Annotated in this window: 16 protein-coding genes; 12 read left to right on the top strand and 4 right to left on the bottom strand. The window is 61.9% G+C overall.

The genetic code is table 11. The features are described from left to right. Positions 1-21 precede the first annotated feature (21 nt). Positions 22-384, bottom strand: coding sequence for an antifreeze protein (locus tag J3456_RS11450; RefSeq protein ID WP_349580364.1), 363 nt, complete (start codon positions 382-384; stop codon positions 22-24). Positions 385-447: 63 nt separating this feature from the next. Between J3456_RS11450 and J3456_RS11445 the strand changes: the two genes are divergently transcribed. Then, a complete protein-coding gene (locus J3456_RS11445; RefSeq protein WP_067622040.1) occupies positions 448-759 on the top strand; it encodes an ETC complex I subunit in 312 nt (103 codons plus the stop codon). Between the two features lie 219 nt (positions 760-978). Here the strand turns inward: J3456_RS11445 and J3456_RS11440 are convergent, their stop codons facing one another. After that, positions 979-2,397 carry an amidase gene (locus tag J3456_RS11440; RefSeq protein ID WP_349580363.1) on the bottom strand — a complete coding sequence of 473 codons (1,419 nt, stop codon included), beginning with the start codon at positions 2,395-2,397 and terminating at the stop codon, positions 979-981. Positions 2,398-2,608: 211 nt separating this feature from the next. Continuing rightward, entirely contained in the window at positions 2,609-3,415 is an 807-nt protein-coding gene (locus tag J3456_RS11435; protein WP_349580362.1) for an IclR family transcriptional regulator, read from the bottom strand. Positions 3,416-3,563: 148 nt separating this feature from the next. Here J3456_RS11435 and J3456_RS11430 point away from each other — a divergent pair, with 148 nt between their 5' ends. The 7 genes from J3456_RS11430 (at position 3,564) to J3456_RS11400 (ending at position 12,781) form a co-directional block, all read left to right on the top strand. Further along, the gene (locus J3456_RS11430; RefSeq protein ID WP_349580361.1) at positions 3,564-5,120 is read left to right on the top strand and encodes a M81 family metallopeptidase; all 1,557 of its coding nucleotides are present in this window, start codon (positions 3,564-3,566) and stop codon (positions 5,118-5,120) included. Between the two features lie 34 nt (positions 5,121-5,154). Continuing rightward, on the top strand, positions 5,155-6,765 hold the full coding sequence (locus J3456_RS11425) for an ABC transporter substrate-binding protein (protein WP_349580360.1): 1,611 nt from the start codon (positions 5,155-5,157) through the stop codon (positions 6,763-6,765). A 115-nt stretch (positions 6,766-6,880) separates the two neighbouring features. Further along, a complete protein-coding gene (locus J3456_RS11420; RefSeq protein WP_120350187.1) occupies positions 6,881-7,822 on the top strand; it encodes an ABC transporter permease in 942 nt (313 codons plus the stop codon). Position 7,823: 1 nt separating this feature from the next. Beyond that, positions 7,824-8,711 (top strand): ABC transporter permease, encoded by an 888-nt coding sequence (locus J3456_RS11415; RefSeq protein WP_067625113.1) that lies wholly within the window; start codon positions 7,824-7,826, stop codon positions 8,709-8,711. Between the two features lie 3 nt (positions 8,712-8,714). Next, a complete protein-coding gene (locus J3456_RS11410; RefSeq protein ID WP_349580359.1) occupies positions 8,715-10,400 on the top strand; it encodes an ABC transporter ATP-binding protein in 1,686 nt (561 codons plus the stop codon). Continuing rightward, complete coding sequence (locus J3456_RS11405) at positions 10,397-11,569, top strand: M20 aminoacylase family protein (protein ID WP_349580358.1); 1,173 nt, start codon at positions 10,397-10,399, stop codon at positions 11,567-11,569. Before J3456_RS11410 ends, J3456_RS11405 begins: the two co-directional genes overlap by 4 nt. A gap of 72 nt (positions 11,570-11,641) precedes the next feature. Next, a complete protein-coding gene (locus J3456_RS11400) occupies positions 11,642-12,781 on the top strand; it encodes a M20/M25/M40 family metallo-hydrolase (RefSeq protein WP_349580357.1) in 1,140 nt (379 codons plus the stop codon). Between the two features lie 39 nt (positions 12,782-12,820). On the opposite strand, the gene J3456_RS11395 is transcribed toward J3456_RS11400, so the two are convergent. After that, complete coding sequence (locus tag J3456_RS11395; protein ID WP_349580444.1) at positions 12,821-13,150, bottom strand: helix-turn-helix domain-containing protein; 330 nt, start codon at positions 13,148-13,150, stop codon at positions 12,821-12,823. A gap of 179 nt (positions 13,151-13,329) precedes the next feature. Here J3456_RS11395 and J3456_RS11390 point away from each other — a divergent pair, with 179 nt between their 5' ends. The 4 genes from J3456_RS11390 (at position 13,330) to J3456_RS11375 (ending at position 17,881) form a co-directional block, all read left to right on the top strand. Further along, on the top strand, positions 13,330-14,460 hold the full coding sequence (locus J3456_RS11390) for a TRAP transporter substrate-binding protein (RefSeq protein WP_259947559.1): 1,131 nt from the start codon (positions 13,330-13,332) through the stop codon (positions 14,458-14,460). A gap of 76 nt (positions 14,461-14,536) precedes the next feature. Continuing rightward, complete coding sequence (locus J3456_RS11385) at positions 14,537-15,121, top strand: TRAP transporter small permease subunit (protein WP_093928097.1); 585 nt, start codon at positions 14,537-14,539, stop codon at positions 15,119-15,121. Further along, the gene (locus J3456_RS11380) at positions 15,118-16,536 is read left to right on the top strand and encodes a TRAP transporter large permease (protein WP_349580356.1); all 1,419 of its coding nucleotides are present in this window, start codon (positions 15,118-15,120) and stop codon (positions 16,534-16,536) included. Before J3456_RS11385 ends, J3456_RS11380 begins: the two co-directional genes overlap by 4 nt. 7 nt (positions 16,537-16,543) lie before the next feature. Then, on the top strand, positions 16,544-17,881 hold the full coding sequence (locus J3456_RS11375; protein WP_349580355.1) for an amidase: 1,338 nt from the start codon (positions 16,544-16,546) through the stop codon (positions 17,879-17,881). The last annotated feature ends 2 nt before the right edge of the window (positions 17,882-17,883 follow it).

Genomic DNA, 17,883 nt, shown 5'->3' with positions numbered 1-17,883 from the left:
CCGCGGAGGGCGCTTTTGCCGCTACTTCATCAGCCGTTTGCGATTCTGTCGCACCTTGCGGGCAAGGGGCGCGAGCGAGGCGTTCATGACTTGATCGGGGCTTTTGCCCAGCATCATTGCCTGCGTCCCGGCGCTGAAGGCTTTAACCATGGCGGGGCCTTTCTCGGCGACCATGCGGTTATTTTCACCGGGGCGCGCGGGCAGCGCACCGGCCATGGCCAAAAGGCGCAGGGACATCACGATCTGGGTTTCGACTGCCAAGGCGGCAAACTGGCTTTGCAAAGCAAAGAAGGTAAAGGGGGTCATATCGTGCACTCCAATGGGGTAGTCATCATGTAGTCTCTGCACCGCAGCATGGTAGGGTTTATTTGCACGATCCTGCATTCCCTTGCCCCTTGGCACGGAATATTAGATAAAGCCCGAGGTTCCTGAAGCGAGAGTCCCGAAATGCGCGCACGTATCTACCAACCCGCCCGTACAGCGATGTCCTCCGGCACGGCCAAGACCCGTGTTTGGTTGCTTGAGTTTTCGCCCGCGGAAGCGCGCAGCGTTGATCCGCTGATGGGCTGGACCTCGTCCGATGATACGCAGAGCCAAGTGCGCTTGCAGTTCGACACCCGCGAAGCCGCCGAAGAATACGCCCGCGATCACGGCATCGACGCGCAGGTGCAACTGCCCAACAAGCGCAAGCCCAACATCCGCGCCGGTGGCTATGGCGAGAATTTCGCGACCGGACGGCGTGGGGCGTGGACCCACTGAGGGTCAGACGGCTCTGCACTTCACCTGATCAACATCGCTGCTGGCCCCGCTTGCGGAAGGCTTGCGTGATTGTGCAGCGATCTCGCTGACAACTGCCACAGTGGCGAAGACTGGCGCTGTTTAAGCGCCAGTGACCTTCACTTGGTACCGCCAGATCAGGTCTCAGCCGGGGCTGCCGCCGCTCCGTTTCTGCGGCGCGTTACAGCCCCGATGATCGCCTCAATTGCCCCACAATCTGGTGCAGACCGGAGGAATCTCGCCTTCAATCGCCGCCATTGCGTCGACGATAAGATCTTCGCGCCAGCGGCGGCCTGCGATTTGCACGCCGATGGGCTGCGGTCCGTTGGGCAGCTCTGCGATATGCGTGGGGATGTTGCCCGCGGGCAGGCCGGTAAAGTTCATGACGAAAGACCAAAGCCCCTTGCCCAAGACCTCACGAACACCTTCCAGACCTTCGGTGTCGCGCCCGGCTGTGAAGAACGGGGCAAACATGAAGGGGGTCAACACGAGGGGGTAATCCTCTAGAAACAACGACCATTCGCGCGCGTAATGGGTGCGTTTGGCGACCATGGCGAGTTGTTCATTGCCTTTGAAGGGCGGGTATTCGGTGTAGTAATTTTCAAAGATCGCCTTCAGATCGTCAGACCCATGGGCCCGGATATCCTCGCCCATCAGGGCCTCGACTTCGCCCATGAGGGCGCGATACCCATTTTTCCCGGTTTCATAGGCGAGCGGCGGCTCCACCTCTTCGACGGCATAGCCTGCATTGGAGAGCGCAGATGCCGCCTTGTCGAGGGCGGTGGCCACGTCCGGGTGCAGGCCAAAGCCGAAATCATCGCGGGTAAAGGCCACGCGGATCGGGCCTTCGATCGCATCGCCACGCCACGGCAGGGGCACGTGAAACGGATCACGCGCATCCGCGGCGATCAGGCTGGGCATCGACAGATGCAGGTCCGCTGCCCTGCGCGCAATCAGCCCCTGCACCGACATGGATTGCGCCAAGAAGCCCCGCTCGGCCTTCTGGCTTGGGTTGAATGCGGCCACCCGGCCCAGACCGGGCTTTACCGTCACCGCCCCATTGGCCGAGGCCGGGAAGCGCAGGGAGCCGCCAATGTCATTGCCATGCGCCAGCGCGCCGATCCCCGCCATGACAGCCGCCCCCGCCCCGCCGGAGGAGCCGCCCGCCGACAGGTGCCGCCCCCAAGGGTTGTAGGTGCGCCCATAAAGCGGGTTGTCGGTATCGGCGCGAAAGGAGAATTCCGGCGTGTTGGTGCGCCCGATCACGATGGCGCCCGCTTGTTTGAGATTGCGCACCACCGGCGCATCCTCGGGCGCGATGACATCTTTAAAGGCAGGGACACCGTTGCTGGTGGCGTGGCCCTTTTGATCTACGTTGATCTTGATGGTGACCGGAACACCGTGCAGCGGCCCCTTGGGCGCGCCGCTTTGATCGAGCGCCGCCGCTTCGGCGCGGGCCTCGGCAGCGAGGTTCTCGACCACCGCGTTCAAAGCCGGATTGACCTCTTCCATGCGCGCAATCGCCGCCTCGGTCGCTTCAACCGCCGAGAGTTTTCCTGCGCGGGTTGCGCTTGCGATTTCCTGCGCGTCCCATTGCCAAAGCGGTTTACTGTCGGTCATTCCGGTTCCTTTCGTTCAGTCGTTTTTTCTAAGCGGCATCCGCGCCCCGATGTCGCGAACTTCGGAGAAAGAATTTAGCAACGCAAGTAAATTCGCGGCGAAATGCGTGGGCGTCGTCGGGGCTGGTTATATTGCAGGCTTTTCGCAGCCCCTGCGCGGCTGGCCAGTGTTTGGGGGCAGAGCGGTCCCGCATGGGCGGCCAAAAACAGGATCATCCGGCCATGATGGCGTTGGCGGCTTCGATGGCCAAGGGCGCTGCTTTGGCGACAAACTCTTCCGGCGTGTATTCCGACAGGGAACCGGCAAGGTGGATGGCGCTGAGAGGGGCGCCGTTGCGGTCGGTTATGGCAACGCCCACCGCCACCTCGCCCAACGCGTATTCATCGCATACCACGGCAAAGCGGTTTTCGCGGGCGAGGCTGAGTTCGGCCATGATCGTTTCAGGGTCGGTCCTGGTGCTGGAGGTAAAGGGATGCAGCGGCGCGCGGGTGAGAATTTCGCGCGCCTCGTCTTCGGGAAGATGCGAAAGCGCCGCGCGCCCGCCTGCGGTGCAAAATGTTGGCACGCTGTGGCCCACAAGTGTCGCGAAAAAGGTCTCGCGTTTGCTTTGCATCCGCAGGGCATAGATCAGGCGCGTCTCGTCATAGAGGCTCAGGTCGACCCGTTCGCGCAGGGATTTGCGCAGTTCCAGCAAGACCGGGGTGGCTTTTTGCACCACGGGGTCGAGCCGCAGCAGATCAAGCGTGTGATCCAGCAGGCGGATGCCCGGCAGATATCCGCGGTCGTCCCCGCTGCGCCGGATATAGCCACTCTTCGTGAGCGTATGCACCAATCGTTGGGCCGCGGATCGGTCGATCCCCGCGGTCTTGGCGATGTCGGAAAGCGTCATCGGCCCGGTCGCGTGGTGAAAGGCTCCCAACACCTGCATTGCGCGATCTGCTGCCCGGACGAACAACCGGTCGTCATCTGCCTGATTCTGCGCCGCCTGCGGGGCGTCTTCTCGGAAAAAACTACTCATGAATGGCCTGTAGTTGACGAATCGTTAATGCGCCGCTTACGCTTGCTCTGCACTATAGGTGTATCGCTATACGATACTCAAGAGGTGCGGGCTCGCAAATGCCGGGCTGAGCAAGGCGAAGGAGACAGGTTTGGGAAGTGGTTCTGGAATGCGCGTCGCTGTTGCGGGCTTTCTGCACGAGACAAACACATTCGCCCCCAATCCAGCGGATATGGAGGCTTTTCAACGCGGCGGCGGCTATGTCCCCATGGTGCACGGCGCGGCGATGTTGCCCGCTTTCCAAGAGGTAAATCTTGGCATGGCAGGCGCGCTGCGGGTTGGGCAGGCCCAAGGCTGGGATATTGTTCCGATCCTTTGGGCGGGGGCGATCCCTTCGGCCCATGTAAACCGCGACGCCTATGAAATGATCGCCGGTGAGATCATCGAAGGCATCCGAAACGCCGGACCGCTCGACGGAGTCTTTTTGGACCTGCACGGCGCCATGGTGGCTGAACATCTCGACGACGGAGAGGGCGAGTTGGTCCGACGTCTGCGCGAGGTCGTGGGGCCGGATTTGCCCATCGCAACGGCGCTCGATCTTCATGGCAATATCTCTGAAGATTTTGTTTCGAATGTCGATGTGCTGGTCGGCTTTCGTACCTATCCGCATGTGGATATGGCCGAAACCGGCGCCGCTGCGGCCCGCCATCTTGACCGGATCATGACCACGGGCCTGCGCCCGGCCAAGGCCTTTCGCCAGATGTCATATCTGGTGCCGATCCCGTTTCAATCGACCGAAATGTCGCCGGGGCGCGAGATCTATGAGGGTGTTGCTGCCTGCGAAGTTGCCGGGGCGCTATCGGCCAGCCTGTTCATGGGCTTTCCAGCCGCGGATATACCTGACTGTGGCCCCGTGGCCGTGGCCTATGGCGAAACTCAGGCCGACGCCGATGCCGCCGCCGACAAGCTTGCGGCGTCCTATGAGGCGGCAGCGCCCGCTTTTCTACAGAACGAAGCCTATGACCCCGACGCGGCGGTGGCAGAGGCGCTTTCACGCGCCGCCGGGCCGGGCAGGGGGCCTGTCGTCATCGCCGACACCCAAGACAATCCCGGCGCGGGGGGCGTTTCAGCGACCACCGGCATGTTGCGCGCCTTGGTCAAGGCAGGGGCGCAGAATGCAGCCATCGGTTTGATCGTCGACCCCGCCACCGCCGAAGCGGCCCATCTGGCCGGGGTGGGGGCCGACGTTAATGTCGCCCTTGGCGGCCATGCCAGCGTGACGAACGACGCGCCGTTTCAGACAACGGCCACCGTGATGCATCTGTCTGACGGGACGCTGCGCGCGACCGGCCCCTATTATGGCGGCACGGCGCTGAACCTCGGCCCCTCTGCCTGTCTGCGCATCGGTGGTGTTCATGTCGTCGTGACCAGCCGCATCGCCCAGATGGCCGACCGGGAGATGTTTCGCTTTGTCGGCATCCCGCCCGAAGAGATGGACCTGCTGGTGGTCAAAAGCTCCACCCATTTCCGAGCAGACTTTGCCCCCATCGCGCGCGACATCCTTGTCGCCTGCGCGCCGGGGCCGATGCCCCTCAATCCGGCCGATCTGCCCTTCACGCGCCTGCGCTCTGGGCTTCGGCTGTCCCCAGATGGTCCCCGGTTCGGGGCCGACGGTGCACCTTCTGCACCACCTGACCATGGCGGCAAGACCGCCATGGCCCAATAAAAAATCAAAAGATCACTCAACAAGGGAAAACCACATGATACCTCTTCGATCCGCATTGAAACAGTCGCGCGGACTTGCCGCCGCCTTCGCCGCCACCACGGCGCTTTTGGCGCCCGGCTCACTGGCGGCGCAGGATGGCGAAACGACCATCACGGCGGTCATGCACTCGGGCCTGCGGGTTCTTGATCCGGTCATCACCACCGCGCATATCACCCGCAACCACGGCTATATGATCTATGACGTGCTGACCGCCGTGGACGAGAACTTTGAGCCGCAGCCGCAGATGGCCAGCTGGGAAGTCTCCGAAGACGGGTTGGTCTATACCTTCACCCTGCGCGATGGGCTGATGTTCCATGATGATGCGCCAGTCACCGGCGAAGATGTCGTGGCCTCTCTCAAACGCTGGGGCAAACGTGATGGTGGTGGCCAGCTGATCTTTGACGTGACCGAAAGCCTTGAGGCCAGCGACGAAAAGACCGTCGTTTGGACCCTGACCGAGCCTTTCGGACCGCTCTTGTCGGTGATTTCCAAACAATCCGCGGTGCCGCCTTTCATCATGCCCAAGCGCGTGGCCGAAACCTCGGCGGATGAGACGATCACGGAATACATCGGCTCCGGCCCCTTCGTCTTTAACCAAGACGAATACGAGCCCGGCGTGAACGTCACCTATGAGAAGTTCGACGACTACGTCCCACGGGACGAGGAAGCCTCTTGGATGGCGGGCGGCAAGGTCGTCAATGTCGACCGTGTGGTCTGGACCACGATGCCCGACGCGCTGACCGCGATCAACGCGCTCTCGGCGGGGGAGATCGACTATCTCGAACAGGTGCAGATCGACTTGCTGCCGATCCTCGAAAGCAGCCCCGAGGTCACTGTCGAGACACGCGATGATCTTGGCTATGTCACCATCGGTCGGCCCAACCACCTGCACCCGCCCTTTGACAACAAGCTGGTCCGTCAGGCGGCGATGGCGGCACTGGATCAAGAATCCATGCTGCAAACGATGCAGGGCGACCCGGCCTATTATAACGTCTGCGGTGCGATCTTTGGTTGTTCGACACCCTTGGGTGACGAAGCGGATGCAGAGATCGTCACCGGTGGCGCGGACCCTGAAAAGGCCAAGGCGCTGCTCGAAGAGGCAGGCTATGACGGCACGCCGATCGTGTTGATGGCGCCAACGGATGTGATCAGCCTGATCAACCAACCTGTTGTGGCTGCCCAAGCCCTGCGCGAAGCGGGTTTCGAAGTCGACATGCAGTCGATGGACTGGCAATCGGTCGTGCAGCGCCGCGCCCAGCAAAGCCCGGTCTCCGAGGGCGGCTGGAACATGTTCTTTACCAACTGGATGGTGCCCGAGATTTCGGACCCGCTGACCAACGTGATGGTCAGTGGCCGTGGCGACGAGGCGTGGTTTGGTTGGCCGACTGATCCCGAGATCGAAGAACTGCGGGCCATGTTCATGAAGGCCGAAGGGCCCGAGGCGCAAAAAGAAGTGGCTGTCGAAATCCAGAAACACGTCATGGATAACGTCAACTACATCATGATGGGGGAATATCTGATCCCGCAGGCGCGCCGCAACACGATCCAGAACATGCTGCCATCGCCCGTGCCGGTGTTCTGGAACATGACCAAAGAGGCGGAATAATCCAGCCCTCGGAGAGCGCGCCCGCCGCGCTCTCCACCGTCATCTCTGCACGCAGGCAGCGCCCCGAACCGACTTCGGGACTGCCTTCTTTCCGCCGAAAGGGACCTTCCGGAAAATGCTCGTCTATATCCTGAAGCGCGTCTTGGCCACGATCCCGGTCATGCTGATCGTCGCCATCTTCGTCTTCCTTCTGCTGCGTCTCACCCCCGGTGATCCGGCAGCCATTCTCGCCGGCGATGCCGCCACCCCCGCACAGCTTGAACGGATCCGTGACCGTCTGGGTCTGAATGATCCGCTGCTGACACAGTTTTTCACATGGATCGGCCAATTGCTGCGCGGTGATCTGGGCGTCTCGCTTTTGTCGAACACCTCCGTGGCGGGCATGTTGGGCGACCGGCTGGGACCGACCATCAACATCGCGCTGATGACCATCACGATCTCTGTCCTGCTGGCGGTGCCGATGGGGGTGATCGCCGCCTGGCGTCACCGGACATGGGTCGATTTTCTGGTGATGTCCTTCTCGGTGCTGGGCTTTTCGGTGCCGGTCTTCGTGATCGGCTATATCCTGATCCAAATCTTCGCGATTGAACTGCGTTGGGTGCCGGTGCAGGGCTACAAGGCCCCGTCGGACGGCATCGGGCCGTTCTTCTCGCGGGCCATTCTGCCCTCGCTGACGCTGGCCACGATTTATGTGGCGCTCATCGCGCGGATGACCCGCGCCTCCATGCTCGAAGTGCTGGGCGAGGATTACATTCGCACTGCGCGGGCCAAGGGCGTGCGGGAGAATGTCGTGCTGTTCCGCCATGCGCTGCGCAATGCCGCGGTGCCGATCCTGACCATCATTGGCACCGGTTTCGCGCTGCTGATCTCGGGCGTGGTGGTGACGGAAAGTGTCTTTAACATCCCCGGCATCGGGCGTCTGACGGTCGATGCGATCCTCGCGCGCGACTACCCCGTCATTCAGGCGATGATCCTGCTGACCGCGGGCATCTACGTCTTCGTGAACCTCTTGGTTGACGTCTCCTATTCATTCTTCGACCCAAGGATCCGGTACTGACATGATCGAGCAACCCCAATCCCGTCACAGCGCCTTTCAGGTGCTGACCGGACTGCTTTCCCTGCCTGCGGGCGCGAGGGTCGGTATCGGCCCTATGCTGGCGGCTCTGACCCTTGTAACCATCGTGCTGGCCTCCATTCTGGCGCCACTCTACGTGCCTTATGACCCGCTGGCGATGAACTCGGCTGCGCGGCTCAAACCACCGTCCGAGGAGTTTCTGCTGGGCACCGACCCATACGGGCGGGACACATTCTCCCGCGTGATGGTGGGCGGGCGCGTGTCGCTGCTCATTGGCGTCGGCGCGGCGCTGGTCAGCGTCGCCATCGGCTTGGCCATCGGCCTTGTGGCTGGGTTCTTCCGCATGGCCGACAGCATCATCATGCGGATCATGGACAGCCTGATGGCGATCCCCGCGATCCTGCTAGCGATTGCCTTGGTTGCGCTGAACGGGCCAAGCCTCGGCTCGGTCATCATCGCCATCACCGTGCCCGAGGTGCCGCGTGTGGTCAGGCTGGTGCGCTCGGTCGTGCTCTCAGCGCGTGAAGAGCCCTATGTCGAGGCCGCCATCGCGCTTGGCTCCTCCATGCCCAAAATCCTAATCCAACACCTGATGCCCAACACCATGGCGCCGCTGATCGTGCAGGGCACCTATATCTGCGCCTCTGCAATCCTGATCGAAGCGATCCTGAGCTTCCTCGGCGCGGGCGTCAGCACCGAGATCCCGACATGGGGGAACATCATGGCCGAAGGACGCACCTACTTTCAGATCAAGCCGGGGCTCATCTTCTGGCCGGGCCTGCTGCTGTCGCTTTGCATCCTGTCGATTAACCTGTTGGGCGACACTGCACGCGATCTGCTCGATCCGCGCATGAAGAAACGGGAGGGCTGAGAGATGCAGTTCAAGAACAAAGACTTTTCAGACGCCCGTGAGGTGCTCAAAGTGCGCGATCTGCGCATTGGGTTGAGCGGGCGTCCACAGGCCAAACCGGTGATTGATGGCATCGATCTGACTATCCGGGCGGGTGAGACGCATTGCTTGGTGGGTGAATCCGGTTCGGGCAAATCCGTGACCTCGCTGGCGGCCATGGGGCTGCTGCCAAAATCGGCCCTAGAGGTACAGGGCGGCAGCATCACGTTGGATGATTTCGAGATCACCAGCGCCAGCCACGCCCAGATGCGCCAGTTGCGTGCGCGGCGGATCGCGATGATCTTCCAAGAGCCGATGACCGCGCTGAACCCGGTGCTGCGGGTGGGCGAGCAGATCATGGAAGTGCTCAACATGCACAGTGATCTCAGCCAGTCCGAGGCCAAGAAACGCACGCTCGACATGATGGATCAGGTGCATCTGCCGGATGTGAACCGCATCTTCTCGGCCTTCCCGCACCAGCTTTCCGGTGGGCAGCGGCAGCGCATTATGATCGCCATGGCGCTGATCCTCGACCCCGATCTGCTGATCGCGGATGAGCCGACAACGGCGCTGGATGTGACCACGCAGTTGCAGATCCTCAAGCTGATTGCCGAGATGCAAGAGCGGCACGGTACCGCCGTTCTCTTCATCACCCATGACATGGGCGTGGTGGCCGAGATCGCGGATACCGTGACGGTCATGCAGCAGGGCAAGATCGTCGAACGCGCGCCGATCGAAAAGCTGCTGACCGATCCGCAAAAGGACTATACCCGCACGCTTTTGACGGCGGTGCCAAACCTCACCCCGCGCCCCGCAAGGGCGGCGGCAGCGCAGAGCGAGGTGGTGCGTGTCGCCGGGCTCGATATGACCTATGGCGGCGGCGGCTTCCTGCGCCGCAGCGAAGGGGTCAAGGCCGCGCAGGATGTCAGCTTTACCATTCAGCCGGGGCGGACGCTGGGCATTGTGGGCGAGTCCGGCTCCGGCAAATCCACTGTGGCACGGGCCATTATGCGGCTGATCGACCCGACAGCAGGCAGCGTGAATGTCGCGGGGACCGAGATTGCCAAACTCTCGCGCCGCCAATTGCGCGACCACCGCAAACATCTGCAGATCGTGTTTCAGGATCCCTACCGCTCGCTCAACCCCCGTTGGACCGTGGCGCGCAGCCTTTGCGAAGGGCCGATCAACTTCGGCACCCCGCGTGCCGAAGCGATGCGCCATGCCGCCGAATTGATGGAGCTGGTGGACCTGCCGCGCGACGCGCTTGACCGCTATCCACATCAGTTCTCGGGCGGGCAGCGCCAGCGTATTGCCATTGCGCGGGCGGTGGCGATGAAGCCCGATCTGCTGGTCGCGGATGAGGCCGTCTCGGCCCTCGACGTGAGTGTGCAGGCGCAGGTGCTCGACCTTTTGGATGACATTCAAGAGAAGTTCGGCGTGGCCATGCTGTTTATCACCCATGACCTGCGCGTCGCGGCGCAGATTTGTGACGAGGTGTTGGTCATGCAGCGCGGGCAGGTCGTTGAATACGGCCCCGCAGGCGATGTGCTGGCCAATCCACATCACGACTACACCCGCAACCTGATCGAAGCGGCACCCGGCCGCCATTGGGATTTTGCCAACTACCGCGCGCTCGGCAGCGCCGCCATGACGACAGGAGCCACCGCATGACCATTCTTCCCAAGATCGAAGCCTTTGCCGCCGATCTCACCGCCATCCGCCAAGATATCCACGCCCATCCCGAACTGGGGTTCGAAGAGGTCCGCACCGCGGGCATCGTGGCCGAAAAGCTGCGCGCCTATGGCGTGGACGAGGTGCACGAAGGGCTGGGCGGCACGGGTGTTGTCGGCATCATCAAGGGCGCGGGCGGCGGCAACCGCCGTGTGGGGCTGCGCGCAGATATGGACGCGCTGCCGATTGTGGAGGATTCCGGCGTGCCCTACACCTCTACCAACCCCGGGCGGATGCATGCCTGCGGCCACGATGGCCACACCACCATGCTGCTGGGCGCCGCGCGTTATTTGGCGGAGACACGGGATTTCGACGGCACCGTGGTGCTGATCTTTCAACCCGCCGAAGAGGGCTTGGGCGGCGCGCGCCGGATGCTGGAGGAGGGGCTCTTCGAGAAATTCCCCTGTGACGAGATCTATGGGATGCACAACGATCCAAACTCGGAGCCGGGTGTGGTCAATGTTACCCCCGGCGCGGCCATGGCGGGGGCGGCATTCTTTGACATTACCGTCAAAGGCACCGGCAGCCACGCGGCGATGCCGCATCAGTCGCGTGACCCCATCGTCATCGGCACGGCGCTGGTGCAGCAGTTGCAATCCGTCGTCAGCCGCAACACCCCGCCGACCAAGCCGATCGTGCTGTCTGTCACTAAATTCAACGCAGGTTCGGCCTATAACGTGGTGCCTGACACTGCCACCATCGCGGGCACGATCCGTTATTTCCACCAAGACGTGATCGAGATGGCCGAGGCCCGGATGCGCGAACTCTGCGCAGGCATGGCCAGTGCTTATGGGATCGAGATCGCAGTTGATATCCGCAACGTCTTTGACGTGTTGATGAACGATCCGGAACTCACCACCGCCTATGTCGAGGCTGCCGCCAGCGTGGTCGGGGGCGAGAACGCTCATGTCTCGACCGAGCAGGCCAGCGGGTCGGAGGATTTCGCGGATATGCTGAAGGTCGTGCCGGGCGCCTATTGCCGGGTGGGCCATGCGGGCAGCGTGCCCTTACACAACCCCGGTTTCGTGTTGGATGACGGCATCCTGCCCATCGGTGCCTCGATCTATGCGCGGATCGTTGAGACGCGCCTGCCGAAGGTCGGCAGCTAAGTCTTTGCACCTACATGCTTTAATTTAAGCCATTCGCCCTGCTGTCGCGCGGCGGAGAAAAGGAATTTGAATATGACCAATCCGCTCGATTTGCCCTTTGATACCGAAGAAATGCTCACCGGGCTGCGCCCTTGGATCGAAACCGAAAGCCCCACATTCGACGGGGCGGCGGTGAACCGGATGATGGATGTGGTGCAGCACGATCTGGCGGTCTTAGGCGCGCGGACCGAGCGTATCCCAAGCCCGATGGGGCTGGGCGACAGCCTGCGCGCGGAGATGCCTCATCCCAAAGCGGGCGAGGGGGGCATTTTGCTTTTGGGCCATATGGACACGGTTCACCCCATCGGCACCTTGGCCAAACTGCCCTACAAACGCGAAGGCGAAATTTGTTATGGGCCCGGCCTGATGGACATGAAGGGCGGCAATTACGTCTATCTTGATGCGCTGCGCAAACTGCTGGCCGCCGGGGTTGAAACACCGCTGCCGGTGACGGTGCTGTTCACCCCTGATGAGGAAATCGGCACCCCCGCCACCCGCCGGCTGATCGAAGAGGAAGCCAAACGTCATAAATACATCCTCGTCCCCGAACCTGCGCGGCCCGACGGCGGCGCGGTGATCGGGCGCTATGCCATCGCGCGCTTCAACCTCCGGACGCGGGGCCGCCCCAGCCACGCGGGCTGGGCGCTGTCCGAAGGCCGCTCGGCCATTGCGGAGATGGCCAAAGCCGTGGGCACGATCGAAGGCATGACCACGGAGGACTGCACCTTCTCTCTCGGTGTTTTTCACGCGGGGCAATGGGTCAACTGTGTATCCTCGGTCTGTGATGCGGAAGTGCTTAGCATGGCCAAGACACAAGAGCAGCTTGACGCCGGGGTTGAGAAGATGATGGCGCTGAACTCGGACGAGGGCGACGTGATCATGGAAATCCGCCGCGGCGTGACCCGCCCGGTTTGGGAGCCGGATCAGCCCGGCACGATGGCCATGCTGAAGCTCGCGCAGGAAGTCGGAGGCGAACTGGGGATTGAAATCACCGGAAGCTCTGCCGGGGGCGGATCGGACGGCAACTTCACCGGTTTCCTTGGGCTGCCAACGCTGGATTCCATCGGCGTCCGCGGCAAGGGGCTGCATACCTTGCAAGAGCATATCTATATCGACAGCCTGACCGAGCGGGCCAAGCTGGCGGCGGGTCTGTTCTGTCGCCTGACACCGTAAAGAGGGATCGATGGCCCGGAGGGGGCTGTCGGTTCCCCCCTACGCCAGCCCGGCAGCCATCTGCTGCGCGTCGCCCCATGCACGGGGGGATTGGCCATACATGCGCTTGAATTCCCGGTTGAATTGCGAGGCGCTGACATAGCCCACACCCATCGCCCCGCTGACCGTGGTCCCGCCTGCGATTCTCATGGCGGGATTGTGCAGCCGCATGGATTTAACGAACTGAATCGGCGACATCCTATGCCTATGACAAACTACCTTGGTCAAACTGTGGGTGGGCCGAGGCGGAAACCGGCTTTTGCTGGACGGTGAAAGGGGCGGGCGGGGCGTGGTTCCACCCCGGCGGAAGCCTGTGATATCCGCATGCATTGGGCGCCGAAGGAGAGTGTCGTTCCGCATGTCAATTGCACAATAAAGTTGCAGTTTATCAGTCGTCAGCGGACAATTCTTGCCAAATGAGATCATTCGGTTAGTCTCTGATCTCGGGTCGCCCGACCAATAGCGTATTTCAAGTAAGCAAAGGGGCGGCCACTCTGGGAGGAGGAAACATGACTGAGACTAAAAAGTTCAATCGACGTTCGTTCCTGACGAAGTCCGCACTTGCTGGGGGGGCCGCTACCGGGAGCATGCTGGCCGCACCGGCGGTGTTGGCCCAAGCGCCGATCGTCATCAAGATGCAGACGTCGTGGAACGACGCCAACATCTGGCAAGACTTTGCCCGCGATTACGCGACACGGGTGGAGGAGATGTCGGGAGGGCGTCTCAAGGTCGACGTGCTGCCTGCGGGCGCGGTAGTCGCGGCGTTTCAGGTGCTCGATGCCGTGAACGACGGTCTGATCGACGCGGCGCATTCGGTGCCCGTCTATTGGTACGGCAAAAACAAAGCCGCGTCGCTCTTTGGCACCGGGCCGGTCTTTGGTGGCTCTGCCACCACCATGCTGTCGTGGTTCTACCAAGGTGGCGGTCAGGAGCTTTATAACGAGCTGACCCAAGATATCATGGGCCTCGACGTTGTGGGCTACATGGGCTTCCCAATGTTTGCGCAGCCCTTTGGCTGGTTCAAAGATGAGGTGAACTCCGTCGACGATCTGCAGGGCTTCAAATACCGCACCGTGGGTCTGGCTGCCGATCTGATGGCCAAGCTGGGCATGTCGGTCGCACAGTTGCCGGGCGGGGAGATCGTGCCCGCGATGGAACGTGGCGTGATCGACGCCTTTGAGTTCAACAACCCGTCGTCGGACAAAGACTTTGGCGCGCAGGACGTGGCCAAGAACTACTACCTGTCGTCCTATCACCAAGCGTCTGAGAGCTTTGAATTCCTGTTCTCCAAGATGTTCCTCGAAGACCTCGATCCCGATCTTCAGGCGATCCTGAAATACGCTGTTGAAGCGGTCTCGACCGCGAACACGGCCAAGGCGATGGACCGCTATTCGGCGGACCTTCAGTTCTTGCAGAACGAGGCTGGCGTGACCGTGCGGCGCACGTCCAAAGATATCTTGGATGCGCAGCTTAAGGCTTGGGATGAACTGATCCCCGAGTTGGAATCCGATCCCTTCATGAAAAAGACCCTCGACAGCCAGCGCGAATGGGTCGACCGCGTGGCCTATTACGAGTTGATGAACTCGCCGGATTACGGTCTTGCTTACGAGCATTACTTCCCCGGCAAGATCAAACTCTGATCCCGCAATCCCATAACATCACCGCGAACTCCGGCGCATCAGCGCGCCGGGGTTCGTGCGAGATACCGAGGGCATCATGATATCTTTCATTCGGTTCGCCGATAACCTTTCCGCATGGTTCGGCAAGGCTTTCGCTTGGCTCATTTTGCTGATGTCCATCGGCACGGGCTACGAAGTTTTTGTGCGCTATGTGCTGAACAATCCCACCGCTTGGGCGCTGGACGTGTCCTTCATCATGTATGGTACGCTCTTTATGATGGGCGGGGCCTATACCCTGTCGCGTGGGGGGCATGTGCGGGGGGATTTCCTGTACCGGCTGTTCCAGCCGCGCACCCAAGGCATGATCGACCTCGTGCTCTACATCATCTTCTTTTTCCCCGGGGTCACGGCGCTGATCCTCGCGGGGTGGAAATACGCCGCCCGGTCTTGGTCATATGGCGAAGTGTCGGTCAACAGCCCGGCGGGCGTGCCGATCTATCAATTCAAGGCGATCATCGTGGCGGCGGGGATCCTGCTGTTCATCCAAGGCATTGCGCAGGTCTGCCGCTGTCTTATCGCCATACGTTCCAACTACTGGCTCGAAGCCGAGGAAGACGTCTTTGAGACCGAAGACCTCATGATGCGCGAAGCCAATAAGGCCGAGAAAGGCCATCTCACATGACCGATCCGCAAATCGCCCTGATGATGCTTGGGCTGTTCATCGTCTTTGTTTTCCTGGGCTTTCCGATTGCTTTCACGCTGATGGCGATGGGCATCGGCTTTGGCTACTACGCCTATTTTGACGCGCGCCGCATGTGGCGCAGCTTTGACCGGCTGGACGAGGGGGCCGGCCAGTGGGAGCAATGGACGACCTGGTTCGAGGGGTTATTCAACAACCGAATATTCGACCTCTTCGTGAACCAAACCTTCACGGTGATGTCGAACGAAGTGCTGACCGCGGTTCCGCTATTCCTTTTCATGGGCTATATCGTGGAGCGGTCAAACATCGTCGACCGGCTGTTCACCACGCTCAACATCGCCTCGAAAAACATCCCCGGCTCAATGGGTGTGGCCGCGCTGATCACCTGCGCGCTTTTTGCCACGGCCACCGGGATTGTTGGCGCTGTTGTGACGCTGATGGGTCTCTTGGCGCTGCCCGCGATGCTCAAGGCGCGCTATGATCCGTCTTTCGCGGCGGGCATCATCTGTGCAGGCGGAACGCTGGGCATTCTGATCCCGCCCTCGATCATGCTGATCGTCTATGCGGCGGCGACCAACGTCTCTATCGTGCGGCTTTACGCGGCGGCGCTGCTGCCGGGGCTGACGCTGGTTGGGCTTTATCTGGTCTACATCATCGGGCGGTCGCTGCTGCAGCCGTCTTCGGCCCCACGTCCCACAGCGGATGAGGTGCCGGACATGCCGATGGGCAGGCTCTTGTTGATGATCGCGACATCCTTCCTGCCGCTGGCGTTTTTGATCTTCGCGGTGCTGGGGTCGATCCTCTTTGGTTTGGCAACACCAACCGAGGCGGCCTCCATCGGGGCGCTTGGGGGCATCTTCCTCGCCTTCATCTACCGGGCGATGACATGGCAGCGGATGCGCGAGAGTGTCTACCTCACGGTGCGCACAACGGCGATGGTCTGCTGGCTTTTCGTCGGCTCCTACACTTTCTCGGCGGTGTTCTCTTACCTTGGGGGGGAGCATGTGATTTCCGAGTTCGTGCAGTCGCTGAACCTCTCGCCGATCATGTTCCTGATCCTTGCGCAGCTGATCATCTTCTTGCTGGGCTGGCCGCTGGAATGGTCCGAGATCATCATCATCTTCGTGCCGATCTTCCTGCCGCTGCTGGCGGTGTTCGAGATTGATCCGCTGTTCTTTGGCATCCTCGTGGCGCTGAACCTGCAGACCAGTTTCTTAACGCCACCGATGGCCATGTCGGCCTATTACCTCAAGGGGATCGCCCCGCCCGAGTTGCGCCTGACGCAGATTTTTGCGGGCGTGATGCCGTTCCTCTTCTGCGTGATCCTGTCGATGGTGCTGATGTATGTCTTCCCGCAGATCGTCTTCTACCTGCCGGAGGTGTTCTATGGGCGCTGAGCCAAGGATGACCGCAGCGGCAGCGCTCGGCGTGGTCGAGTTGCGGGACCGTCTGGCGAGCGGCGCGCTGGACGCGCTGGCGCTGGTGGAAAGCTACATCGCGCGGATCGAAGCGCGCGAGGAGGTCGTGGGCGCTTGGGCGTGGTTCGATCCCGAGTTCGCCCGCGCGCAGGCTCGCACGCTCGACAGTTATCGTCGGGCGGGCCGACCGCTTGGGCGGTTGCACGGGCTGCCGGTGGGGCTGAAAGACGTGATCGACACCCGCAGCATCCCGACTGAGAACGGCGCGGCCCAAGACAAGGGGCGCGTGCCGCTGCGCGATGCTTTCATCGTCGAGCGGCTCAAGGCCGAGGGCGCGATCATCATGGGCAAGACGGTCACGACCGAACTGGCCTTCATGCATCCGGGCAAGACCGCCAATCCGCATAATCCCGACCATACCCCCGGCGGCTCATCCCAAGGCTCGGCGGCGGCTGTGGCAGATGGAATGGTGCCGCTGGCCATCGGCACACAGACGGGCGGCTCGGTGATCCGGCCCGCGTCTTTTTGCGGGGTGACGGGATATAAACCCACCTTCGGCGCGATCCCACGGCGCGGGGTGCTGACGCAGTCACCCTCGCTCGACACCATGGGCGTCTTTGCCAGCGATCCCGCCGGTGCGGCGCTGCTGGCCGAGGTGCTATTCGGCCATGACCCCGAAGACAGCGCCACCACCCTTGCCCCCAAGCCCGCGCTTTTGGCGCAGACCACCACCGCGCCGCCGATCCCGCCGGTCTTTGGTTTCGTGCGCCCGCCGGGGTGGGAGGATGCCGACCCGCAGCTTCACGCGGGTTTCGAAGAATTGGTCGCAGCACTTGGTGATCAGGCGTTCGAACTGCCCCTGCCGTCGGTCTTCGACGAGGCAGCAGAGGCGCGCAAACGCATCAACTTTGCCGAGATGGCCTATCACTATTACCCCTACCTGCGTGATGGGGCCGACCTGCTGTCACCCGCGACCCGCGAGGCGATGGAGGCGGGCAACAAGGTGTTGGCCCGCGATTACCAATCGGCCCGCGACCTGCCCAAGGTGCTGACCGCCGCGCTTGAAGAATTGCTGACCCGCTGTGACGTGCTTTTATGCCCATCGGCCACCGGCCCCGCGCCGCGCGGGCTGGAGACGACCGGCGATCCGATTTTCAATGGTCTGTGGACGCTCTGTGGCAGCCCCTGTGTGAACGTGCCCTTGATGACATCGGAAGACGGGCTGCCGATGGGCGTGCAACTGGTTGGCGGTCACGGCCAAGACGGACGTCTGATGCGCAGCGCACAATGGCTTCTCGACTGGGCCGATGGCGCAACCCAATGAGG

Source organism: Sulfitobacter sp. NFXS29, from assembly GCF_040148765.1.
GTDB lineage: Bacteria > Pseudomonadota > Alphaproteobacteria > Rhodobacterales > Rhodobacteraceae > Sulfitobacter.
Note: the sequence above shows the minus strand (reverse complement) of the source record. Positions and strands in the feature narration are given on the sequence as shown.

Excerpts from the sequence above, each read along its gene's own strand:
- J3456_RS11450 (WP_349580364.1), bottom strand. The coding sequence starts at position 384 with ATGCAGGATCGTGCAAATAAACCCTACCATGCTGCGGTGCAGAGACTA.
- J3456_RS11445 (WP_067622040.1), top strand. The coding sequence starts at position 448 with ATGCGCGCACGTATCTACCAACCCGCCCGTACAGCGATGTCCTCCGGC.
- J3456_RS11440 (WP_349580363.1), bottom strand. The coding sequence starts at position 2,397 with ATGACCGACAGTAAACCGCTTTGGCAATGGGACGCGCAGGAAATCGCA.
- J3456_RS11435 (WP_349580362.1), bottom strand. The coding sequence starts at position 3,415 with ATGAGTAGTTTTTTCCGAGAAGACGCCCCGCAGGCGGCGCAGAATCAG.
- J3456_RS11430 (WP_349580361.1), top strand. The coding sequence starts at position 3,564 with ATGCGCGTCGCTGTTGCGGGCTTTCTGCACGAGACAAACACATTCGCC.
- J3456_RS11425 (WP_349580360.1), top strand. The coding sequence starts at position 5,155 with ATGATACCTCTTCGATCCGCATTGAAACAGTCGCGCGGACTTGCCGCC.
- J3456_RS11420 (WP_120350187.1), top strand. The coding sequence starts at position 6,881 with ATGCTCGTCTATATCCTGAAGCGCGTCTTGGCCACGATCCCGGTCATG.
- J3456_RS11415 (WP_067625113.1), top strand. The coding sequence starts at position 7,824 with ATGATCGAGCAACCCCAATCCCGTCACAGCGCCTTTCAGGTGCTGACC.
- J3456_RS11410 (WP_349580359.1), top strand. The coding sequence starts at position 8,715 with ATGCAGTTCAAGAACAAAGACTTTTCAGACGCCCGTGAGGTGCTCAAA.
- J3456_RS11405 (WP_349580358.1), top strand. The coding sequence starts at position 10,397 with ATGACCATTCTTCCCAAGATCGAAGCCTTTGCCGCCGATCTCACCGCC.
- J3456_RS11400 (WP_349580357.1), top strand. The coding sequence starts at position 11,642 with ATGACCAATCCGCTCGATTTGCCCTTTGATACCGAAGAAATGCTCACC.
- J3456_RS11395 (WP_349580444.1), bottom strand. The coding sequence starts at position 13,150 with ATGCATGCGGATATCACAGGCTTCCGCCGGGGTGGAACCACGCCCCGC.
- J3456_RS11390 (WP_259947559.1), top strand. The coding sequence starts at position 13,330 with ATGACTGAGACTAAAAAGTTCAATCGACGTTCGTTCCTGACGAAGTCC.
- J3456_RS11385 (WP_093928097.1), top strand. The coding sequence starts at position 14,537 with ATGATATCTTTCATTCGGTTCGCCGATAACCTTTCCGCATGGTTCGGC.
- J3456_RS11380 (WP_349580356.1), top strand. The coding sequence starts at position 15,118 with ATGACCGATCCGCAAATCGCCCTGATGATGCTTGGGCTGTTCATCGTC.
- J3456_RS11375 (WP_349580355.1), top strand. The coding sequence starts at position 16,544 with ATGACCGCAGCGGCAGCGCTCGGCGTGGTCGAGTTGCGGGACCGTCTG.